Source organism: Salinisphaera sp. G21_0 (genome assembly GCF_017744115.1).
GTDB lineage: Bacteria > Pseudomonadota > Gammaproteobacteria > Pseudomonadales > Endozoicomonadaceae > Endozoicomonas.
Window position 1 is genome coordinate 1 of sequence record NZ_JAGHQW010000024.1, and the last position, 19367, is coordinate 19367.

18 protein-coding genes and 1 pseudogene are annotated in these 19367 nt (G+C 43.2%); 14 read left to right on the forward strand and 5 right to left on the reverse strand.

From position 1 onward, the window contains the following. On the reverse strand, positions 1-335 hold a 335-nt coding region (locus tag J7439_RS12545), incomplete at its 3' end, for a hypothetical protein (protein ID WP_209202134.1). Positions 336-1078: 743 nt separating this feature from the next. Continuing rightward, entirely contained in the window at positions 1079-2059 is a 981-nt protein-coding gene (locus J7439_RS12550; protein WP_209202135.1) for a transposase, read from the reverse strand. Positions 2060-2256: 197 nt separating this feature from the next. Here J7439_RS12550 and J7439_RS12555 point away from each other — a divergent pair, with 197 nt between their 5' ends. From J7439_RS12555 to J7439_RS12595, 9 genes are all read left to right on the forward strand, one after another. Next, entirely contained in the window at positions 2257-2433 is a 177-nt protein-coding gene (locus tag J7439_RS12555) for a hypothetical protein (RefSeq protein ID WP_209202136.1), read from the forward strand. A 311-nt stretch (positions 2434-2744) separates the two neighbouring features. After that, positions 2745-2966, forward strand: coding sequence for a type II toxin-antitoxin system VapB family antitoxin (gene vapB / locus J7439_RS12560; RefSeq protein WP_209202137.1), 222 nt, complete (start codon positions 2745-2747; stop codon positions 2964-2966). After that, the gene (locus tag J7439_RS12565; protein ID WP_209202138.1) at positions 2966-3367 is read left to right on the forward strand and encodes a PIN domain-containing protein; all 402 of its coding nucleotides are present in this window, start codon (positions 2966-2968) and stop codon (positions 3365-3367) included. Before vapB ends, J7439_RS12565 begins: the two co-directional genes overlap by 1 nt. 198 nt (positions 3368-3565) lie before the next feature. Next, positions 3566-3967 (forward strand): NINE protein, encoded by a 402-nt coding sequence (locus J7439_RS12570; protein ID WP_209202139.1) that lies wholly within the window; start codon positions 3566-3568, stop codon positions 3965-3967. Between the two features lie 285 nt (positions 3968-4252). Next, entirely contained in the window at positions 4253-6178 is a 1926-nt protein-coding gene (locus tag J7439_RS12575) for a protein kinase family protein (protein ID WP_209202140.1), read from the forward strand. A gap of 207 nt (positions 6179-6385) precedes the next feature. Further along, positions 6386-6541 carry a hypothetical protein gene (locus J7439_RS12580; protein WP_209202141.1) on the forward strand — a complete coding sequence of 52 codons (156 nt, stop codon included), beginning with the start codon at positions 6386-6388 and terminating at the stop codon, positions 6539-6541. 263 nt (positions 6542-6804) lie between these two features. Next, positions 6805-7488: a hypothetical protein gene (locus J7439_RS12585; protein ID WP_209202142.1), complete on the forward strand. Its 684-nt coding sequence runs from the start codon at positions 6805-6807 to the stop codon at positions 7486-7488. Between the two features lie 123 nt (positions 7489-7611). Continuing rightward, on the forward strand, positions 7612-7893 hold the full coding sequence (locus J7439_RS27130; protein WP_209202143.1) for a type II toxin-antitoxin system mRNA interferase toxin, RelE/StbE family: 282 nt from the start codon (positions 7612-7614) through the stop codon (positions 7891-7893). Position 7894: 1 nt separating this feature from the next. Then, the gene (locus tag J7439_RS12595; RefSeq protein ID WP_209202144.1) at positions 7895-8155 is read left to right on the forward strand and encodes a helix-turn-helix domain-containing protein; all 261 of its coding nucleotides are present in this window, start codon (positions 7895-7897) and stop codon (positions 8153-8155) included. Between the two features lie 209 nt (positions 8156-8364). Here the strand turns inward: J7439_RS12595 and J7439_RS12600 are convergent. Together J7439_RS12600 and J7439_RS12605 are read right to left on the reverse strand one after the other, a co-directional pair. Next, a pseudogene (locus tag J7439_RS12600) lies at positions 8365-8613 on the reverse strand (transposase); the annotation flags it as partial. Beyond that, entirely contained in the window at positions 8607-8840 is a 234-nt protein-coding gene (locus J7439_RS12605) for a phage integrase N-terminal SAM-like domain-containing protein (RefSeq protein WP_209202146.1), read from the reverse strand. The gene J7439_RS12605 and the pseudogene J7439_RS12600, both read right to left, overlap by 7 nt. Before the next feature lie 205 nt (positions 8841-9045). Between J7439_RS12605 and J7439_RS12610 the strand changes: the two genes are divergently transcribed. After that, positions 9046-10401 (forward strand): protein kinase family protein, encoded by a 1356-nt coding sequence (locus J7439_RS12610; protein WP_209202147.1) that lies wholly within the window; start codon positions 9046-9048, stop codon positions 10399-10401. A 206-nt stretch (positions 10402-10607) separates the two neighbouring features. Here J7439_RS12610 and J7439_RS12615 read toward each other — a convergent pair whose 3' ends face one another. Continuing rightward, on the reverse strand, positions 10608-11660 hold the full coding sequence (locus J7439_RS12615) for a transposase (protein WP_209202148.1): 1053 nt from the start codon (positions 11658-11660) through the stop codon (positions 10608-10610). Between the two features lie 228 nt (positions 11661-11888). Between J7439_RS12615 and J7439_RS12620 the strand changes: the two genes are divergently transcribed. From J7439_RS12620 to J7439_RS12635, 4 genes are all read left to right on the forward strand, one after another. After that, on the forward strand, positions 11889-13658 hold the full coding sequence (locus tag J7439_RS12620; protein WP_209202149.1) for a TNF receptor-associated factor family protein: 1770 nt from the start codon (positions 11889-11891) through the stop codon (positions 13656-13658). A gap of 433 nt (positions 13659-14091) precedes the next feature. Next, positions 14092-14361 (forward strand): hypothetical protein, encoded by a 270-nt coding sequence (locus tag J7439_RS12625; RefSeq protein WP_209202150.1) that lies wholly within the window; start codon positions 14092-14094, stop codon positions 14359-14361. Positions 14362-14766: 405 nt separating this feature from the next. After that, positions 14767-16497, forward strand: coding sequence for an ankyrin repeat domain-containing protein (locus J7439_RS12630; protein ID WP_209202151.1), 1731 nt, complete (start codon positions 14767-14769; stop codon positions 16495-16497). 170 nt (positions 16498-16667) lie between these two features. Continuing rightward, positions 16668-18740 carry an ankyrin repeat domain-containing protein gene (locus J7439_RS12635; protein ID WP_209202152.1) on the forward strand — a complete coding sequence of 691 codons (2073 nt, stop codon included), beginning with the start codon at positions 16668-16670 and terminating at the stop codon, positions 18738-18740. The last annotated feature ends 627 nt before the right edge of the window (positions 18741-19367 follow it).

Below are 19367 nucleotides of genomic sequence, written 5' to 3' on the forward strand. Positions count from 1 at the left end.
GCATCCGCCACGTCAATCGGCTGGTCGCTGTCAGGGGTGGCCGATGCTGCCAGGCCCACAGCAGCAAGACCGGACAGCGCCCCCAGCACCGCCGTCGCCAGATGACCAGACCCGGGCGCTGTGCTGGCCGGTTTACGATGCTGCTGCGATGAGTTCTGTTGTGTGTCTTTTATTTTATCGTTGTCGTTTTCCTGGGTTCCGTCCCGGGTATTGTCCGGTAAAAACGGTACTACCCCAGACTTCCTGGATACATCCAAACTGCCCCATCGTCCCTGTGGCTCTATAGACGGTATTGTTGTAAGTCGGGAGTCGCTGGCAGTGCCGCTTCTGGGCACGGTTGGTGGCTGTATCAACATTACTACCTCATCAATACTTCGAACGCTTTTTCTTAAAAATAACCTGTGTCGTGTAAATCAGCGAATAAGATATAAACACCAATATTTATTTGCTGATTCAAATTCTTCGTGAACAACATAGCTCAGAATGCTAAAGACGTTTGCCTATTATTGAATATTGAAAAAGTCACAGAAAATACGACGCTGGTCACGCCCTGATGTGCAGGATTTTCAGAGTCAGAAAATCCTCAGGAGAAGTTCAAAGACCTGGCGGAGTGCCACTACCACCCGGTGAGAGTTTCAAGCAAGCGGAGTTAAAGTAACTGGTTTTCTGATATGAATTCTTTAATGTCTACCCTGCACGGTTTCAATGCAATTGATGGGCTCCTTCATTGACCTCCAAACTACGTTCGTCCTGAGCGGAGTCGAAGGGCGTAAACACAAAAAAGAAAAAAGAAAAAGGACACCCATATTTTAAATAAAGAAAAAGGAAAAGAAAGAAAAAGGACACAAAGGAAAACACAAAGGAAAAGGACACCCATATTTTAAAAACTGAAGAGAGTACGTCATTTAGTCATTTTTTAAATGATAGTATTGATCATTGTAAGAAATTCTCATTCATATCAAACAGGAAGGGTATAAAAAGTACTCAGCAACAACCAGATAGAAGACACTATCGAGACAATATAAGAAAGAGCACTCAGAAAACGCTGGCCACATTAAAGTAAATGAAAATGCATTTATCAGGTAGGGTAAAGAGCACCGCTCACAGACATCCCATGAACCCAGTATTTTCCGGTGCTTTCTGCATAAGCCTTCAGTGAAGACAGCTTGCCGACTGCGAGGTGAAAACGATTATTCCAGCGCATAGTCTCCAGCCATGCATTTGGGTCAATACCCAAGCGCTCCAGGATAGGTGGTACATCGTCAGTTATACGACCACGCTTGCCTTTGCAGACAATTCGACCAGACCAGTCAACCAGTTCAAAGTAGCTACTGAGTGGGTATGGAATCGCCTGATCAGGGTTTTGACCCTGAGCTTTTAACGGCTTCAAGTGCGCCTTTTGTTTTTTTCCGTTTGCGCTGTCGTATGACTCAATGCGCTCTTTAATAGAGGTATGTTTTGAGGTTTCCAGCGTTGCGGCAATTTTTGCCCGGATAGGGTTTAAGTCGACATAGGCCATGCAAGTCAGCAATGCTACCTCATCTAACAGGGCCTGACTTTTGTAACGACCTTCCCAAAAGCGCCCTTTACACTCATCCTCTTTATTGGCCAGCCGGGCTAAGTATTCGTTGAGACAGCGCATGAACCAGCTGATATCCATTAAACGACCTCGGTACTCCTGGGCATATTCTTCGACACGCAGCAGCTCTGTTTTGCCCAGCTGATCGCCGACAAGATAACGCTGAACCAGGTGCGGGCCAGAAAACAGCTGCGTCCAGCGTTGTAAGACTTCTTTGGTGTCCCATTTTTTGGCTTGCTGACTATTGATATGGAGCACCACATGATAATGATTCGACATCACCGCATAAGCACAGACTTCCAGAGCAAAAATACCAGAAAGCGCTTTCAACCGCTCAACCACCCACTGCCTGCGATGCTCACAGTTTTTGCCTGAGAAATTGTCTTTGCCGAACAGGAAAGCCCTACGAACGCAGCGTGCCATGCAGTGGTAGTAGGGCGTACTGGCTGGATCTATGAGGTTTTTTCGGGCGGTCGTCATGTCATTTTTTTTAATTAATGGGTATATGTGCTTAAAATGCACTTAAGAGGCTCCAGAAGAAAAATAGACGGCATGGCCGAATAGTCAAATTTTTGGATGTCCTTTATTAGCTGGATGTCCTTTATTAGCTTTTATTAGCTTTATTAGCTCCTGGATGTCCTTTATTAGCTTCCTTTATTAGCTTTATTAGCTCCTGGATGTCCTTTATTAGCTTCTTATTAGCTTGTCCTTTATTAGCTCATAACCATCCGACCATTGCCTTCAATCCGAAGGGCGATCCGGTTCATTCCGAAACCGTAGCCATGACGTTACAGGCTCAGGGAAATGGTTTGAGTACCGCAGTGGCGATACCGATGCATGATCAGGCCACCTGACATTCCGGTAAGCGGGGCGAGCATCAGGATGGAAAAGGAAATGGTCTGGTTACCGGTCAGCCTCCTAGGAGGCTACCATTTTGAGGGGAAAAAAGGCCGTGTAGGGATTGAGATCAAGGGACGGAGTGAGCGGACGGTATTCCGTTGGAAAAAGCCTGTCATACGGTTTGCGATGAGTGGGTTAACCAGGCGGAAGATGAAGCTCAGCACCTGCTGGATCAGGGGGGCGTCATTCATTTTGAGTATTAACTTGCAGGCTTTTCACTTCCGACCTATGTTATATACATATTGTATATACATTGGGGTGAATTATGGAGACCAGCGTATTTTTTAACAATAAAACGCAGGCTGTCAGAATTCCGAAAGAGCTTGCCTTTCCGGATACGGTTAAGCGAGTTATGGTGCGTAAAGAAGGAAAAGCCATCATCCTGACGCCGATCGAAGACTACTGGGAAGAGTTTCTGGCGATGGATCCCATTGATGATTTTCCAGAGCGGGAACAACCGGCCTGCCAGGATCGGGAGGACTTTTAATGGTGGAATACATGGTTGATACCGACATTTGTATTGCGGTTTTAAAACATAATCGCCCGGTCATTGATAAGTTTATTGAGCATCAGGGGAAGGTCTATGTTTCATCCATTTCCTGTTACGAGTTGCAGTTCGGCATTGAAAAAGGCGACCCTGAACACAGGCAGGCCAAGGAAAGTAAGCTGTCGTTCTTTTTAGAGGGGGTGAACGTGATCGACTTTGACGGCGCAGCCGCCCGGGAGTCGGCAAAAGTCAGAGAGGAATTGAGAAGGGGGCAACAAATTGGTGCTTATGATACCTTGCTGGCAGGCCATGCCAGAAGCCGGGGGATGGTGATGGTTACTCATAATCAGCGGGAATTTTCCAGAGTTTCCGGATTGCAACTTGCCGATTGGCTGGGCTGAAAAAGAGTGTAGTGACCTGACTATTCCAGAAAATGGCTGGATGGGTGGTAGCTTCGGTGCGCCTCAGGAAAATATTTCAATATTTTTTGATTTAAGGAATCGGGTAGGACAAGCATAAAGCCGACTTTTTCTGGTCGAGAAAATGTAGTGTGCAAAAACCAAGACCCCATCGTTTTCCCAATGTTTCAGGTGATAAAAATGAACGACACCCATAGTAAAGTTATCGGTTATGTACTTTGGATTTTTGGTTTTCTTGGTGCTCATCGCTTTTATTATGGGAAACCGGTAACAGGGACTATCTGGTTGTTCACCCTTGGTGTCTTTGGCATTGGCTGGCTGATCGATCTTTTCCTTATCCCGGCCATGGATCGGGAAGCGGATTTTCGTTTCCATAGTGGTCAGTATGATTACTCTGTTACATGGATCTTGCTGGCATTCCTTGGTGTATTCGGCGTTCACCGCATGTACCTGGGGAAATGGATATCCGGAATTTTGTATCTGTTTACCATTGGCTTTGTTGGTCTTGGTGTTATTTATGATTTTTGGACGTTAAACGACCAGATTTCGATTAAAAATAGTAGAAATAGTTCTGTATCATAAAACTGAAAAAATGGTTTGAAAATTTTAGGGCAAGAATTGAAAGGCAGTTTTTAATCTTCGATGTGTTCAAGATTCAAGACCCGACCTCGGTTTTCGACCCCGGTTTCGGACCCCGGTTTTCCGGAAAACCCTTCCTAACCTGTTGATTTACGAAAAATTATAATCTCCCGGGAACTAACTGGCAGCTTTGCTTCTCTAATACGTTAGTTCAAATTATAAAATCTACTCATTATATAAAAAATATATTCAAACAAAAAAAAGGAACTTATCATGCAGGGACTAGATATGGATGTAAGCCCAGCAATGATGGCACTAAATACTCATAAGAGTGAATGGACTTGTGTCAGCTGGTTTAACAAAATCTCCGATGCTGTTGCCAGTAAAACATATCGTTTTTTTGGGTATGCTGTTGCCACCTTGGTGTCAGTTATTACCTTTATCCCTTCTCTAGCGGTCGATCTTGGTTATGCTGCCAAGAGGCTACATCACAGAAAAATCACGAAGCCCCAAACACCGGTTCAGAATCACATGTTGTCAAGTGGTTCACAAACTCCGATCTCGAACCAGGTATCAGGGAGTGGTTCAAAAACTCCGGCTCCCAGACAATCACCAGCGAGCTCAATTCAAAGCCTCAATGTGACAAATGCCCCCCCTTCCAGCACTGATCAATGTACGTTTGTCGATACTCCAATGCCGATAGTTTCGCCAGATGTAGCAAAAACATTTACGGTTGCGCTCAAAGAGTCTGGTATTGATGAGTCGACCAACATTTACTCGGCTGCTAGTTTAGATGATGTGTTGTTAAGGGGGCAGGAGCAGAGACTGGTGCTTCTTGGCTCAGGGGTGGCTACTCAGTATGGCCTTGATTCAGTTGGTTCTATTGTTGTTCGTAACTCTTCCAGTAAAGGTCTCTTCTTCCAGACAGTAAGTAGTGGCCCAAATGGTGTTCTGGTTTTAGTTTCAGATATTGAAGATATTTTGAGTAGTCGGGCTGATTTAATCATTCCCATTGATCATGAATGTAATTCTTCTTTCATGACGAAGATTGGCTCGGGTGCTGAGGCTGTTGTTTATGATAAGGGAAATGGGCAGGTGCTCTGCGCTGTGGATTGTCATCATTTGGTAAAGTCTGATCCCGAGCTTGATATAAATGCTCAAATTAATGAGACGAGTGTACTCAGGGAAATTCCGGGGGTTGCCAGGAAAAGGTTGCGTAAAATGCTGGCATTGGCTCAATTTGATAATTATGTACATCTGAATGGTTTTAGTTTTTCTCCTGATGGTTGCACTCTTTATATAACCACTGAAAAACTTGAAGAGGTGAATCTCCATCAGTTTGGAGAGGAATATTATAGATCTTTGTTGCGAGACTTTTTCTTGGAATTAAAAGCCATGAAATTGAAAGGTGTTATTCATGGTGATATCTCTCCAAAAAATATCATGGCTCGCAATAATGATGGGAAGGCCCAATTGGTTCTAATCGATGTTGGTCATGAGCAAACTTTTTATGGTACCAAGGGCTATAGTTTTGGGCGTTCAGGAAGCGATCAGGATATACAATCTGCAGCTCTTGTACTTTGTGATCAGATTAACGCAGAGCGGTTTAAAGCGTATTTTGTAAGAGCGCTTGGGGGGTTCCGGGATCGTCTCTACCAAATGTATCGGAGGGATGTTGGAGGGAGTGAGTTTAGCCTCAGGAATCTGAAGGGGCTTGTTAAGTTTATTGTAGAGGATTTTGGGCCTACCGGGTATGACGATAAACAATTTTTAATCAATGAGGTCGCTCGGTTTCTTTCTTGTGAAAATAATATTTTTGACTCTGGTGTTTTTAATAAATACGATATCCGTCGCTTAGCAAACTTAGGTGCTATCGCAGACATTATGTCAGCTATGCCTGCGTTAATGGCGGAGTTTGATACAGTGAGCGGCAGCACGCTGATCTCTCAAAATGCAGACTACTTCCGTGGTTGGTTCTCGGACTATGCAGTAGCTGGCTGGGAAAAAACAGCGATAACCTCTTCTGAGGATCTGTTGTGTCTAAAAGCTTTGATTGCCTATGAAAAGTATAGAGAACAGTTCTCTAATAATAATTGGTGCATAACTGATAAGGCAAGATCTGAAATGTCCGAGCTTTCAGCTCAGCTGGTTGGTGTGGAGCAAAATACCGTGAGTATTGATCAGCTTATCCGTCTTCTCGAACAAGGGAGGTAACTCTTCGCTAAAACCATAATTCAGGCATCAAAAGTCATGTATTCAACTATCCTTGGTAGATGATTGATATCTCCCCTGAACCTGAATGCACTTCGGATCAACTCGGCACTCCCTTCAGTCTTGTTCAAGTCAGCTTGACCAAGCAGGAATACATTGATCTCAAATGGCAGGTCAATCACTCTGTGGGAACGAGATCGTGAGCGCGAATTGACAGCTGCCATTGCCTTGATGAAAAAAGAACATAAGGCTGAAGTCGAGCAACTCAAAGCGCAAAACAAAGAACGCAATTCTCAGCTCAGTCACATGAAACATATGGTCTTTGGTCGCTCTAGCGAAAAGAAAAGTTGCTTCCCAGTGGTATAACGAAGATCATAGGTACAGCGGACTGAAATTCCTTACGCCGGGTCAAAGGCATTGAGGGGAAACCAAAGAGCTCATGGATAACCGGAAAAAAGTCTATCAGTTGGCTAAGCAGCGTCATCCTGAGATATGGGGTAGAAGAGCAAGCCGGAACTGGAACCTGGCTGATGAAGTCTGGCTGAATCCTGACCGACCTGCTGTCGGGCAGCTAAGTCAAGCGGCATGAGTTGAGGCGACAACTATGTTGACAAACACCGGTATCAATCATGAAATTCATAATACTAATTTTCTTTACTTCAAGTTTAAGTGCTAGTGAACTCTATAGATTCAATTTCTATGATGTTTACGCTACTGCCTTAGAGACTATTGATAATAATGCTAAAGAAACAGGTAGATCTTATAGCTTATACGCTTTAGATGTGAGCTTTACAGCTGATAAACTTGACTTTGTAACATCATTCTTAATGAGATATGAAGTACCAGGTGAAAGTAAATACAATTACCTGTGCTTAAAGCTAAATTCAGGAGGGGATGTTGTTGAGTTTAGGAATAAAATCAAACCTATTTTCAATAATCCCAATAGACCATCTGAGTATTGTTTTACATTTGGCTTAAAAATAAAGTCAGCACAAAAAATATTGTATGATATTGATTATTCCTTAATAGTGAAAACACTAGATAGTTTACTTGATAAAAGAAAATCTGAGCTTGCTCCAGCAACAAGGATTGAAATCACACCGTTGGTTAAACCGGTAGGAGGAGAGCCTGGCTTATATTTTTCCTCATATTACAAATATAAAAAAAATCGAAAGACTTTTTTCGCTTGTCAGATTATAAATAAGCATGGAGAGCAGGTCTCATTCAAAGAGGATATTCCAGAGAAAAAAGAAAAAACTATATTTCCTGATTCTTATGTGTCGAAGCCAACCTATCGGTGTAAGCTACCTTGAGGTTGGAGTTAAGGTACTGATAACGAGTAAATCCAGGTGATGCCTGCGGCGCACCTGATTTAGGCGTTAAGTCGCATTACCTACCATTGATATACTATAAATGATATATATACTGTATATGGTATGTGGGAAATATACGAGCATAAGAAATTGGCTGGTCAGCTTCGAAAAATTCCGAAGGATGTCTTGCAAAGGTATGAAAAATGGAAGGATATCGTAATGATCTCAGGCCCTGGAGGCCTAAGGCAGATTCGTGGATTTAATGATGAGGCTCTACGTGGAGAGTGGAAGGGCTTTCGATCATCACTCCTAAATATGCAACATAGAGTGATTTACAAAGTCGAGAAAGATAAAGTTCTTGTGCAGGTCGTAAAAGTAACTCCACACGACTACAGGAGAAAATGAAATGAGTGAATATAGAAAAGCTAAACGTCATGTAGAGGTGTCAGTGGGCGAATCGGTTCGGATTGTACGAGAGCTTCAAGAGCTCAGTCAGAATGAACTTGCGGAAATAACTGGGATACCACAGTCTACACTTTCTGCAATCGAAAATAATCGAGTCAATCTTGGCGTTGAAAGGGCCAAGATCTTAGCTCGTGCCTTAAAATGTCATCCAGCCGTTCTAGTCTTTCCTGGTTGGGATATTAATCAAGAGTCAGCGGCTTAACGAATAAGGATAGATTGCGCCCAGCCACAATCTTATCCTGTTGTTGCACAAGCCCGGGTTGAATTCTGGAAAGGAAGGTCTATTGAAGTTTACTCTTCTAACGGATCTTGAATCAGAGCGTTTTTTCAGAACGCTATTTAATCAGGATGAGTGTCTCCAGACCACTGCATTACAGCAGTCCGGGGTATGTCATATCTGTCTGGCTGAGCTTACATTTCCTCCCTGCCTGTGAATTGCGGACGAATCACGGGTTCTACTGCTTTGACCATGACGTTTAAAACCAGTTGAACCAGTGATAATTGTTTTTTGGCGTTGCTGTGTAAAAATCCATAATCCCGCGATCGTCGAAATCGCCCGGGTAATACATGTTTCAGTACCAGCCACAGGAAGTCTTCCCCTGGCAGGGTTCGCTTCTCTTTTTTGCCGGTTTCACTATTGAGGTAAGAGAAGGTCACCTTTCTTCGTTTTTGACCGTGCTCCATGAGTGGGATTCTATCAGTGACGTAAAGCAGGTTTTCGGGTCATCGGGTTTGAGTGTGTCGGGGCAACGATCAAAGAAGGCTGCCACCCGTCGCAGTGGTCTGCTGTAGAGATCAATGGTGGATTGGCTTTTGCCCCGGAGTTTCAGGGTGGTGAGGTGTTTTTGGTACAGTTTGTCAAATCGAATTTGCTCAGAACGTTCCATGTTGCTTCCTTATACTAAGCCGCGCCGGAGTGGTACGGATATCAGGAAGTATTGGAAATGGTGGGGTGGCTGGAATGAATAAACCGGGCTGCGCCGGTTTTGCAAGAGGTTAGCTGCTTAATCATACTCTGATAATACAAGGAACTACTTATAGTAAATATTGTCCGATGGCTTTAATTTGGTTGTAGTAAGCAGGAAAAATATTATGGAAGCAATTCCCAAAATCGTGGAAACCGAGTCGCCTCACTTGTTTCAAGCTGTTTCTGTCCTGACAGATGACAGGTTCATAGCATTTTCACGAGAGTGTCGCAGAACCACTGCTAACAGAGTTATTATTGAGGTTGACGGGAAAGTATTTAACACCAGACCTGATATATTTGAAGGTGTTAAGGTTGTAGATTTTGACTCCTGCCAAAGTAACTACGCTATGAGGTTTGAAGAACAGAAAGGAAGAGTACCCTCTTCTTATTTTCCAGAAAATAACAGAAAAGCCCATGCAGGTATTTCAGTAGAGGTATCTGCTACTTTATTTCCAGATCAATATGACCGCTTAAAAAAGCACTACGATTTTTTTAGCATGAAAGATGAGCAAGCGTCAGAGTTTGATTTGGTATCCCAAAATGAAGGCTTGCCAAAACAGTTAAGTGGTTATTGTATCGCGTATCTGAGTGAGTATTCCTTTAGAATCAGGCAAAAGCCTGTAGATTATTTAACTTCTGAAGAACTAGAATGTATTGGTGAAGATCAGTTAATCTTGAATTCCCCCGGTATTGCAAAAAACCTATATTTAATCCAGCATGGCGAAAATATTGATTTTCATTTTATTAAATTCTTGAGTAACGCCGACAACAATAGTGTTATATTAGTTGAAAATACAAATGGAGAACGATATGTATTAAAACATATGTGGGGACGAATGACCGAGTTTAAACAAAACTACCCTGAAACTTTTACTGCATTAACTAGTGTCAGACAAGCGTCACTAAACAAAGGGTTGCTTAGTGAAGTTGGGTCAGACATCAGTGTCACTCCCGTCGTAAGTACATACAAGTTCGCCTGTGTTCCAGTGCATGGTCTCAGTTATGGCGAACTGGCATTTTTTAAAATGGTGCCGTTTGTTGAAGGCTTGACATTACATCAGGCAAAAGTAAAAAATGCATTTAAATCAGAGGAGTTCAACTCTATATATAAGAGAATGGCTCTATACTTGGCTCGCCTTCATACTAGTTCATATCAAACTCAAGTATTAAGAGATTCATTTGGAAAATGTATAGATGTGAGTGTTCCACATATGCATAACCATCCACATTCTGAGAACTGGTTAATTAATACAGATAGCCATCAATTATATCTAATAGATTGGGATCAATATACAGATTACGTAAAAACAACACCTTCTCCTTGTCTGAAAACTGAGTTGAAACAACTTATGCAAGATATTCCATCTGAATACAAAGAAACCTTCAAGTCAAACTACATAGAAGAATGGGGAAGAAGAAATATGGGCATTAGAAGTTCAGATAAAAAGGAGTTTATTGAATTGCTCTGTAGAGTGCTATAAGTAACACATCCTGCAAGTCAGCAGCTAACGGTGGGTCAGCAATTCCCGCTGACCATATCTCTGTAGCCGCATAAATAGATTATCCAGGTGACTATTTTTCAAGGTTGAACGAACCCTGGCTACTTTATCAGCCAACATATCAGCAAGTTCAGAACACAGGATACACAGGGCTACCGGCGCTATTCTCGGACAGCCTCCTAGGTGTTTTAAGCTGACACTCCTGCCACCAATAATCGCTGTGTACACATCTTCCCAGTTATCGATGAAAAACCAGTCAAATAAGCCTCGTATCCCAAGCCATAGCGCTTTTTGGACTTCTTTGCTTCAAGAGCTTGCAGGAAGAACTTGCAAGCCAGTTGCTCTATCTGGTTAATGAGAAAGGCGGTGAAAGTCAGGCAGGCCAGGTTGGTGGCCAGGTGCTGCTCTCCGTGCCCGTAATTGTGTTCGAGATGGTAGCCCTGTGTTTTCAGTGTGTTAAACGTCTCGTTCTCAATTTTCCATCTGGCGCGTCCTCCTCGCATGACTTTCGCCACGTTCTCCAGGGTGAGTTTGATATCGGTAATCCAGGTATTGACGTACTTCTTGTTACCCTTCGGATCAATTTCTACGTATTCGAGATAGTTGACCAGCGTCTCTTTATGGGACTTGTTAATAGGAACATCGTTCACGAACCGGAACCAGTGTCGGTATCCCTTCTCATCGGTATACTGATAGCGCACCACTTTATCCGCCTTATCCAGTTCATCGACTGATTCATAAAGTGAAGGATGAGAGGTGTCCTTTGCCACCATAATGAAGCTGTATCCGTAGGATTTCACCAGGTTGATGGTGGGGCCGTCAGAGTAAAGGTCATCACCGTTCAGCACCAGTTTGAGGTGCGGGTGCTCTCTGGATATGTTCGATAATAGTCGCTTAAGCGCCGTTTTTTCACAGTCATTCTTTGAGGCATTCACCTGCTGAATGATGGGCTCCGGCATCAGAGGCAGCACTTCCTTCTTACCCGGTTTGACCAGGCAGCAAGCCAGTAGCTGATGATAGTACTGGGGATTTTTGCTATCCGGTTTTTTGACACAATCCCGGTCAAACTGCAGTAATGACGGATACTTCAAATGCATGACGGCAAGGCCGCTCATGATCGCATCATGAAGCGAGATTGCATCCTGGCTCTTCCCTGGACGGAAATCCGGTATTTTTGCAGCTTCTTTAGAAACGATGCTGATCAGTTTTTCGGCAACTGTCTTTCGATTAGATGTAGGCACAGTAAACAACAATAGTCATGTAATGCAGGATATTTTACCCGATAGTCTGCGATTTCAGAACTGCCGGATCTGTCTACAAGACTTGGTATTATTGACCATAATCAATTTAGCGGGAATTGCTGATAGGGGGCAAAAGAGAAAACCGGCAAACCTAATAAAAATACGGGGAACTCGGTTGCAGAAAACAGGTCAAACAGACACTTTGACATTGAACTCAGGTATTTCAATATGAACACATTATCAGGAACACTGAAACTTGATACACCAATGCCTGAATTTGAGTTTGTCTATCCGCATCCACTGGCTTTGATTCCGGATCCTTCCAAGCAAAAAAAGTTTGCCTGTTTATATACAGAGCCAAGGCCACATATTCTCTCCGATCCTTATCAGCTGCCATGCGGACACATTATTTGTAAGCCATGCATAGAAAAAAATATTAAAGACAGAGAGATAACCTGCCCCTTGGCTGAATGTAACAGCCGCATAAATATAAAAGATATTTTTGTCGATGCAGCTCATGCGAGAGACATCAATGGTCTTGTTGTCGAGTGCCTGGAACCAAAATGCAGCTGGAAAGGAGAGTTTAAAAATTATAAGCAAGTTCATGTCTATAACTGTAGTGGATCACCACGGTATATGATAGAAGAAATAAAATACTTAAAAAAGCGATATGAACACAACATACAAATACAGCCTGAAAGTAACACTGATTCAGACGCCTTAAAGGAAGAACTGGAGAATACGATTAAGGAAAATAAGAGGCTGACAGAGCAAGTCCAGTCACAAAACCAGAAAATCAAATTACTTGATGGGGAATTGGAAGCAGCTAAATCTGAGAATTGCTCATTGTCAACCGTCATAAGCACAATTGTTAATGATCAACAATTGTCCGTGCGTTCCGGATATAACAGCCATACGCCCAACACCGAAACGAAAGCCGGAACCCCGAAGGTCAAAATGGATAATGTATCAAAGGTGGTTCCACCAGCAACTGTCACTCAAACATCTGCATCTGCAGGAGCAGGGAATATTATCTATTCATGGCAATTTGATCATGCTGAAAACTTAAATAAAACGGCTGGGATAATACAGAACAGTGAGCCATTCCAAATCAATAACCATACTTTTCAGTTGTTATTAGTAAAACAAAGTCATGAATACCTTTCTTTGTACGTTCGTGTGATCAACGGAGACAATGATGGCAAAGCCGAGTGGCCCTGCAGTGAATCCATGAAATTTATTATGAAAGATCACAGCAAACATAAGACAGACATTATAAGGACGATTCATCTATCACGAGCTCCGGGCGAGTGCCGAAGCTCCCCGGGTAAGGCCCCTCATCCTCTCGTAGGCTTTAAAGAATTTTGCAGACTGTCCACTTTACAACCCCCGAAAGGGGATTATCAACGCTGCTATTTGGATTCCGATAGCAAGACAACGATAGATGTGCTGTCAGCCGCTCAGATCAAACCCAATTTTTTAAATTCACCATACGACGTGATTGAAGGTATCGGCCTGATCAGCTGGCCCATCCGAAATTACTCACAAAAAGTTAACGGTAACCGATACAGTGATCATGTATTAGAGAGCCCGGTTTTTTATACGTCATATGAAGGATACTGCTTCAAACTCATCCTGAATCTTGAAGGTACCTACCGATCAAATAAAACCAGGGCGGTAATCTGCGCACAGGTTATGCCAGGCAAGCATGACGAAAAACTGACCTGGCCGGTATCCGGAGGAATAAAAGTTTCACTACTGGATAGAAGACATACCATCGAAAACCATCAAAAAGAGGACATATCAACTGTTATACCAGTGAACTCGAAAAATAGAGTGGTACAAGTTAAATCCTGTTATGACGAACATCAAGCACGAACTGATACTATAGATTTCTTTCGTTTAATGCCACTTCAATCGGACCAAAAGGATCTTGGCCAACCTATTTATAAATTTAATGATGAGATTGTCATTAGGGCCGAGTTTATTCCGTTTTGAATTGGATAGTCCTGTGACCAAACGGCCGAGTGTCTTTGAAAGTTATATTTCCAGGCTTGCAAAGAGTTAAGATGTCGAGTTTAAAAAAGGCAGGTTGTCAACGCTGGTGAACAATGCAGAAGAGGCTGACCAGATTCTGTATCTGCCAGATTTTGAAACGTAGAAAATTACACAGTAATTTGGTGACTGAAGAGGCTAATATCCGTAGTAAACTTCATGATTGGTATCAGAGCAAAGATTGAACCATTTAATAATTCAACGGTCAATATTATCAACGCAGTCTCTCGTTGACTGCTGGAGGATGGTAAAACACGGAAACCTACAGCGTATTATTATCCTGCAGTCAGGTTCAGGAAAATGACTACTCCGCTTTGTTGTTTACTTTATAGAGAAACTGTAAACCTCCAGGAACCCAATCAAAGAGTCCGTTGATATGCAACCTCAAAATAATAACGTTTACAGTTTGGATATTATCTATCCAGGTGTTGACAAGCCCGAAGTGGCTGGCGCTGCTGCTGCTGGTGGTGTTATTGGTTGCTGTGCAGGGCATGCGGTTGAAGGGTGTATCATAGGTGCAACCTTGGCCAAATTATATGGAGATTCTCTGAGCGAATCTTATCGGATAAATACAGGGGGAATAGGATACAGCAACAGAACCATTACTCTGCATATGCCAACCATACAACGCATAAACAGAGACTAATTGAAGATAAAAATTTGGCGCTGTCAGGGCCTGTTGACGCTTCGTTGCGTGCTCAGCTTTAACGATATCAAATATTTTCGCTGCGGCAAGTATTCGAAAAACATCTATTTTACTGCCAAAACGCCAAAAGCAATAACAGCTTCCGTTCAAACCCTGACATCCAGCCAAACCGCAACATCTGCTTAAATCACAACGGCAGAAGCAACGTCCGACATGCAGCAGAAACTTGTTTAACAGGAAAAATCAGAATGAGTCAGTAAACAGGAAAGACTTGATTATTTCCGTTTTTATACCAGACTCGACTTCTGGCCATATTCGGGAGACAGCCAGTATTTTTTAACGGATTCTTTTGAATGAACATTTTTTAAATGAAATGTACAAAAAAAACACTTTGAAATATTTACCATGATTTCCGTAACTCCTGAACATCTCAAGTCATTCACGCCCACTACGTCACCCGTTCTGGTCTGTCACCACCTGTCCATGCAGCCTCGCAGTGACGAGTTATTCAATGGTCGTCAGTTGGTCGTGTGCGAAAACCCCGATACTCGACTCATCCGTTCCTCTGATTGTCAATGCGATACGCTGTTTCGTGATGATGCTGACATTCAGGAATTAGCTACGCTGTTACAAAACCGGGCTATTGATATTCATGCGAAAAAAGCCCGGTATACAATCCGGGCTTCAGCGTATGGGCCCCGAGAAATGGTGTATTGGCGCTCTCCACTGAGAGAACTTAACCCAAATATACTGGAGCAACTGCAATGGTACCTGAGTAAAGAGGGGGTTGATATCAATCAGCCCATCAACCAGACGCAGCAAACCTTGTTGCATCAGTTCTGTAAAGCGAGCTGTCTCTATCACCGGGAGCCGGAAACGCTGCACTCTGTGCATCCTGATACAGTGGTGAAATTACTTTTGAGCCATGGGGCGTCGCTGCTTCCCGATTGCGCTGGTAACACACCATTACACCTTGCCTGCAATGTTGGAGCTAGCCCGGAGCTTATGGAAATATTGCTGACAAAGGTCAATGGCCGCCCGGAAATCCTTGACGCAGTCAACAACGACAGGAAAACAGCCCTGTCCGAGGCGCTCAGTTCTTCATCATGGGTTGGTATAGCGGTGCTTCTGTTGCGCTCCGGAGCCAGTATCGGTGACGCCGACAACAGATATCTTTACAGTCCGCTTCATGCAATGATCGAAAATCAACAACTTACCAGTGAAAAACTGTACTTCCTTACTCGCTATGGGTTAGATATCAATAATTGCTTCAGTGAAGGCATACTCCCTTTCAATGAGTTTGTCAGGGATATGTATTACTGTAACTTCTACTTTGATTCCGATGTACTTCTTTATCTGTTAAAGGCAGGGTTGGCCCTGAACCGCCTTGATTGTTATGGTCAGTCCCTGCTTTCCATGTGTTTCAATGTTTTTGCCGGAAATATCGATTATTATCGAAAGCTTGAATTGTGTTCTTTTGTCTTGAAAGCTGCTTATAAATACCATTTTCCAGGAAATATTGATGCACTGAAAGGCGCTGTTTCGGATGCGTTAATAGAAAAACATGCCAAGGATATCTGGACACTGTTAACAAGCTTTTCGGATGTTTTTTATCTCATTGATAACACCATCGAAATCATTGCCAGCGACTTGAATGCGCAAAATAAAAAGAAATTGGAAGGGTGGTTGAAACAAGCCAGAGACAGGTATCCTCCGGATTGGAACCTTCGCCCTTTTGTCTACCAGCCCTGTGAACCGTTTGCGCACTCTTGCAAAAATTCTTTTATGCGTCACATGGACGCTGTTTATAATGCGGTAACCCCCGATTTTGCCCGGGTTGGGCTACTGGAATCAGATCTGGATCGCTCTGAAATAACAGAGATTAATGAGGATTCTGATTGTGATGATACTGAAGACCATCAGGGCAATCATTCAGTACGATATTCAGATATTCATTTATATGACTGGCTTTTTGACTATCAATTTGCAGCATTACGTCAACTGCTTGTGTCACATAAAGAAATTCATAAGACTATCAGTCAATATAAAAACAAGCTCGTGGGTGAGTTATCCATTGACAATAAAGAGAAACTTGATCAATTACTCAGGGAGACTACTTTGGTTGGTGAGAGTTAACGATATGACCCATTAAAATTCTCCACTGTTTTGGCCTCAGTCAGTGCAGGTTTTGAGAGTTGTCTGAAATGGTCATGTACTTGAATGAATGTTTTCAGGGTGATTTGCAGAAGTCTCTCCATAACGGTTGGAGATCAATGAATATTGTAAAAAATTTCCGGAGGTATTCAATGTACACACAGGCTTTAAACGTTCTCAAACACACAAGACAACTCACCAACAGCCAATTTTCAGCAATGGCTGCCAACTCACTTCGAGAAGCCGGTAACAAATTGTTTTCGGGGCGGGTTGTTTTTGGGCAAGCCATACAAAGCCTGCATATGTCGGCCCGCTCTGAACGGTGTGATTTTTCTGATGATAAATACAGGCCAGGGGATGAGTGCGACCATGTTGAGATAAATATCAGGGATGATTCACCATTTCCAGACAACGGTGATCATTACTGTGAATTTATCAACGACAAGAAGTCGGGAGCTAATAGTTACAGCCGCTTTGGAGGACCAATTATGCATTCAGTCACCCCTGACGATCTCAAGGCATTCAAGCCCATTGCATTACCCGTTGTGGTCTGTCACCACCTGTCACTGGAGACTAAGACTGCAGAGGTATTTAATGGACGTCAGTTGATAGTGTGCGAAACCCCGGATACACGGTTAATCCGTAGCCCTGATTGCCAATGCAATACTCTGTTTCGAGGCAATGCTGACATTCAGGAACTGGATACGCTATTAGAGAGCAGGGGTATTGATATTCGTGCGAAAAAAGTTCAGCACATAACCCAGACTTCGGAGTATGGGCCCGATGATACCGTGTATTGGAATTCTCCACCGCGAACAGCTGACCCCAATATACTGGATCACCTGCAATGGTACTTGAGTAAAGAGGGTGTTGATATCAATCAGCCCATCAATCAGGCGGGGCAAACCTTACTGCACCAGTTTTGTCGAGCGAGCTGTCTTCATTCACGCAGTGGCGGACAGATGTATCAAGTGAATCCTGATACCGTGGTGGAATTGCTGTTGAGCCGTGGTGCCGAACTGGTTGCTGATCGCTTTGGTAACACGCCATTACACGTTGCCTGTGAAACTGGTGGTGCTTCCCTGGCGCTTATGGACAGGTTGCTGGAAAAGGCCGGTGGCCGTCAGGAAATCCTTGATGCCGTTAACAGCAGCGGGAGGACAGCGCTGTCTGAAACGTTGAGCTTAACGTCATTGGTCGGTCTTGCTGTGCTTCTGTTGCGGGCTGGAGCCAGTATCGACAACGCTGACAATCGTTACGAAAACAGTCCGCTTCATGCAATGATGGCGAGTCGGTTTCTCGACAGTGAAAAAATCAATTTGCTGACCCACCATGGGTTAGATATCAATAAGCACACCAGCGATGGAAAACTCCCTTTCAATGAACTGGTCCGGAACATTAACACCTATTACTTCTATCGTGTTTCTGACACACTTCTCTATTTGATAAAATCCGGGTTGCATCTGAACCGCCTTGATCATAATGGCCAGTCCCTGCTTGCCACATGTTTCAGTGTTTTTGAAGATCATGGTGACTATTTTCGCAAGCTGGAATTGTGTTCTTATGTCCTGAAAGCCGCGTATAAATACAATTTTCCGGGAAATATCGACACTCTGAAAGGCGCTATTTCAGATACGTTAATAGAAACCCGGGCAGATGATATTGGAAAACTATTAACCAGTAATGCGGATGTTTTTTATCTGATTGATAACACCTCTGACGTCATTGCCGACAATTTGAGTGCGCAAAATAAAATGACACTGGCAGCGTTGCTGGCAAAAGCCAGAGATATGCACAGCCCGGATATACGTCTTTACCCTTTCGTCTACCTGCCTCGTGAGCCTTTTGCCCACTCATGCAAAGATTCCTTCATAAGCCAGATGGAAGCTACCTATAACGCACCGAGAAGTGATTTTGCCAGGGTTGGGTTAGATCCAGAGTCGGATGATTCTGTCGTACGGGACAGTCATGATTGGGGCGAATCCAATTGCCATGAGACAGAGGACTCTGAAGACAACGACGCTATTGACCATTCAGACATTAGATTATATGACTGGCTGTTTGAGCATCGGTTTGAAGCATTACACCAACTGCTTTCGTGCGATAAAGGACTTCATAAAGCTATCTGTAAACATAAACTCAGTCTTGCAGGTGAATTATCGGATGATAATCAGGAAAAGCTCGATCAATTGCTGCTGGAAACAGGTTCGATGGGTAAATATTAACTAAGATTTAATATTTTCAGGCTATTGTATTGTTATTAATGCACGATTAAAGACCTGCTTATTTTCTGTTTGGTCAAAAGCTGGTCAACCCTGAACCGGGTCTCAGCAGTAACTGGTCGATCATCTGTGCATTATTAGTAGGTATTTATTGATGTAGATCAATTCTTTCGCTTCGGTAAATACGTAGCATAGGCTTAATCATTGAGTGTTTGCCGAAGTCGGTAACGATTGTTTCGGTGCCTGGTAATAAGAACACCAAATACTCACTCTCTGTCTAAGAATAAATACCACCTCAATAATAATAAAAAACGCAAACAGCTGATGGTTCAGCACTTGCAGCCTTGTCCCTGGCAAGGTTTTTTATTATGTGATACGGGTACTTGCAGTACCCGTATTCAGGCGAACAGGATGATACGCCAACGCAGGAACAGCTGCCACAAATCAAATTAACCCGTTTTATCGATAGCCCTGCTGGTAGTTGATTACTTTTGTCAGTCATTTTGATTGGTTCCGGTTTTCGAGTGTACTTATGCACAGTGTCTGAAATACCGGGTTGTTTGGTTTAAGGGCCTATATAAAAGAAGGAGCGGTTACCAGTGGCAAATGTCTTACACGGAGTATGGTGAT

Coding starts and splice junctions, on each gene's coding strand:
- J7439_RS12555 (WP_209202136.1), top strand. CDS start 2,257: ATGTCCTTTATTAGCTTCTTATTAGCTTGTCCTTTATTAGCTCATAAC.
- J7439_RS12595 (WP_209202144.1), top strand. CDS start 7,895: ATGAGTGAATATAGAAAAGCTAAACGTCATGTAGAGGTGTCAGTGGGC.
- J7439_RS27130 (WP_209202143.1), top strand. CDS start 7,612: ATGTGGGAAATATACGAGCATAAGAAATTGGCTGGTCAGCTTCGAAAA.
- J7439_RS12625 (WP_209202150.1), top strand. CDS start 14,092: ATGCAACCTCAAAATAATAACGTTTACAGTTTGGATATTATCTATCCA.
- J7439_RS12550 (WP_209202135.1), bottom strand. CDS start 2,059: ATGACGACCGCCCGAAAAAACCTCATAGATCCAGCCAGTACGCCCTAC.
- J7439_RS12630 (WP_209202151.1), top strand. CDS start 14,767: ATGATTTCCGTAACTCCTGAACATCTCAAGTCATTCACGCCCACTACG.
- J7439_RS12575 (WP_209202140.1), top strand. CDS start 4,253: ATGGATGTAAGCCCAGCAATGATGGCACTAAATACTCATAAGAGTGAA.
- vapB (WP_209202137.1), top strand. CDS start 2,745: ATGGAGACCAGCGTATTTTTTAACAATAAAACGCAGGCTGTCAGAATT.
- J7439_RS12605 (WP_209202146.1), bottom strand. CDS start 8,840: ATGGAACGTTCTGAGCAAATTCGATTTGACAAACTGTACCAAAAACAC.
- J7439_RS12570 (WP_209202139.1), top strand. CDS start 3,566: ATGAACGACACCCATAGTAAAGTTATCGGTTATGTACTTTGGATTTTT.
- J7439_RS12610 (WP_209202147.1), top strand. CDS start 9,046: ATGGAAGCAATTCCCAAAATCGTGGAAACCGAGTCGCCTCACTTGTTT.
- J7439_RS12565 (WP_209202138.1), top strand. CDS start 2,966: ATGGTGGAATACATGGTTGATACCGACATTTGTATTGCGGTTTTAAAA.
- J7439_RS12585 (WP_209202142.1), top strand. CDS start 6,805: ATGAAATTCATAATACTAATTTTCTTTACTTCAAGTTTAAGTGCTAGT.
- J7439_RS12635 (WP_209202152.1), top strand. CDS start 16,668: ATGTACACACAGGCTTTAAACGTTCTCAAACACACAAGACAACTCACC.
- J7439_RS12620 (WP_209202149.1), top strand. CDS start 11,889: ATGAACACATTATCAGGAACACTGAAACTTGATACACCAATGCCTGAA.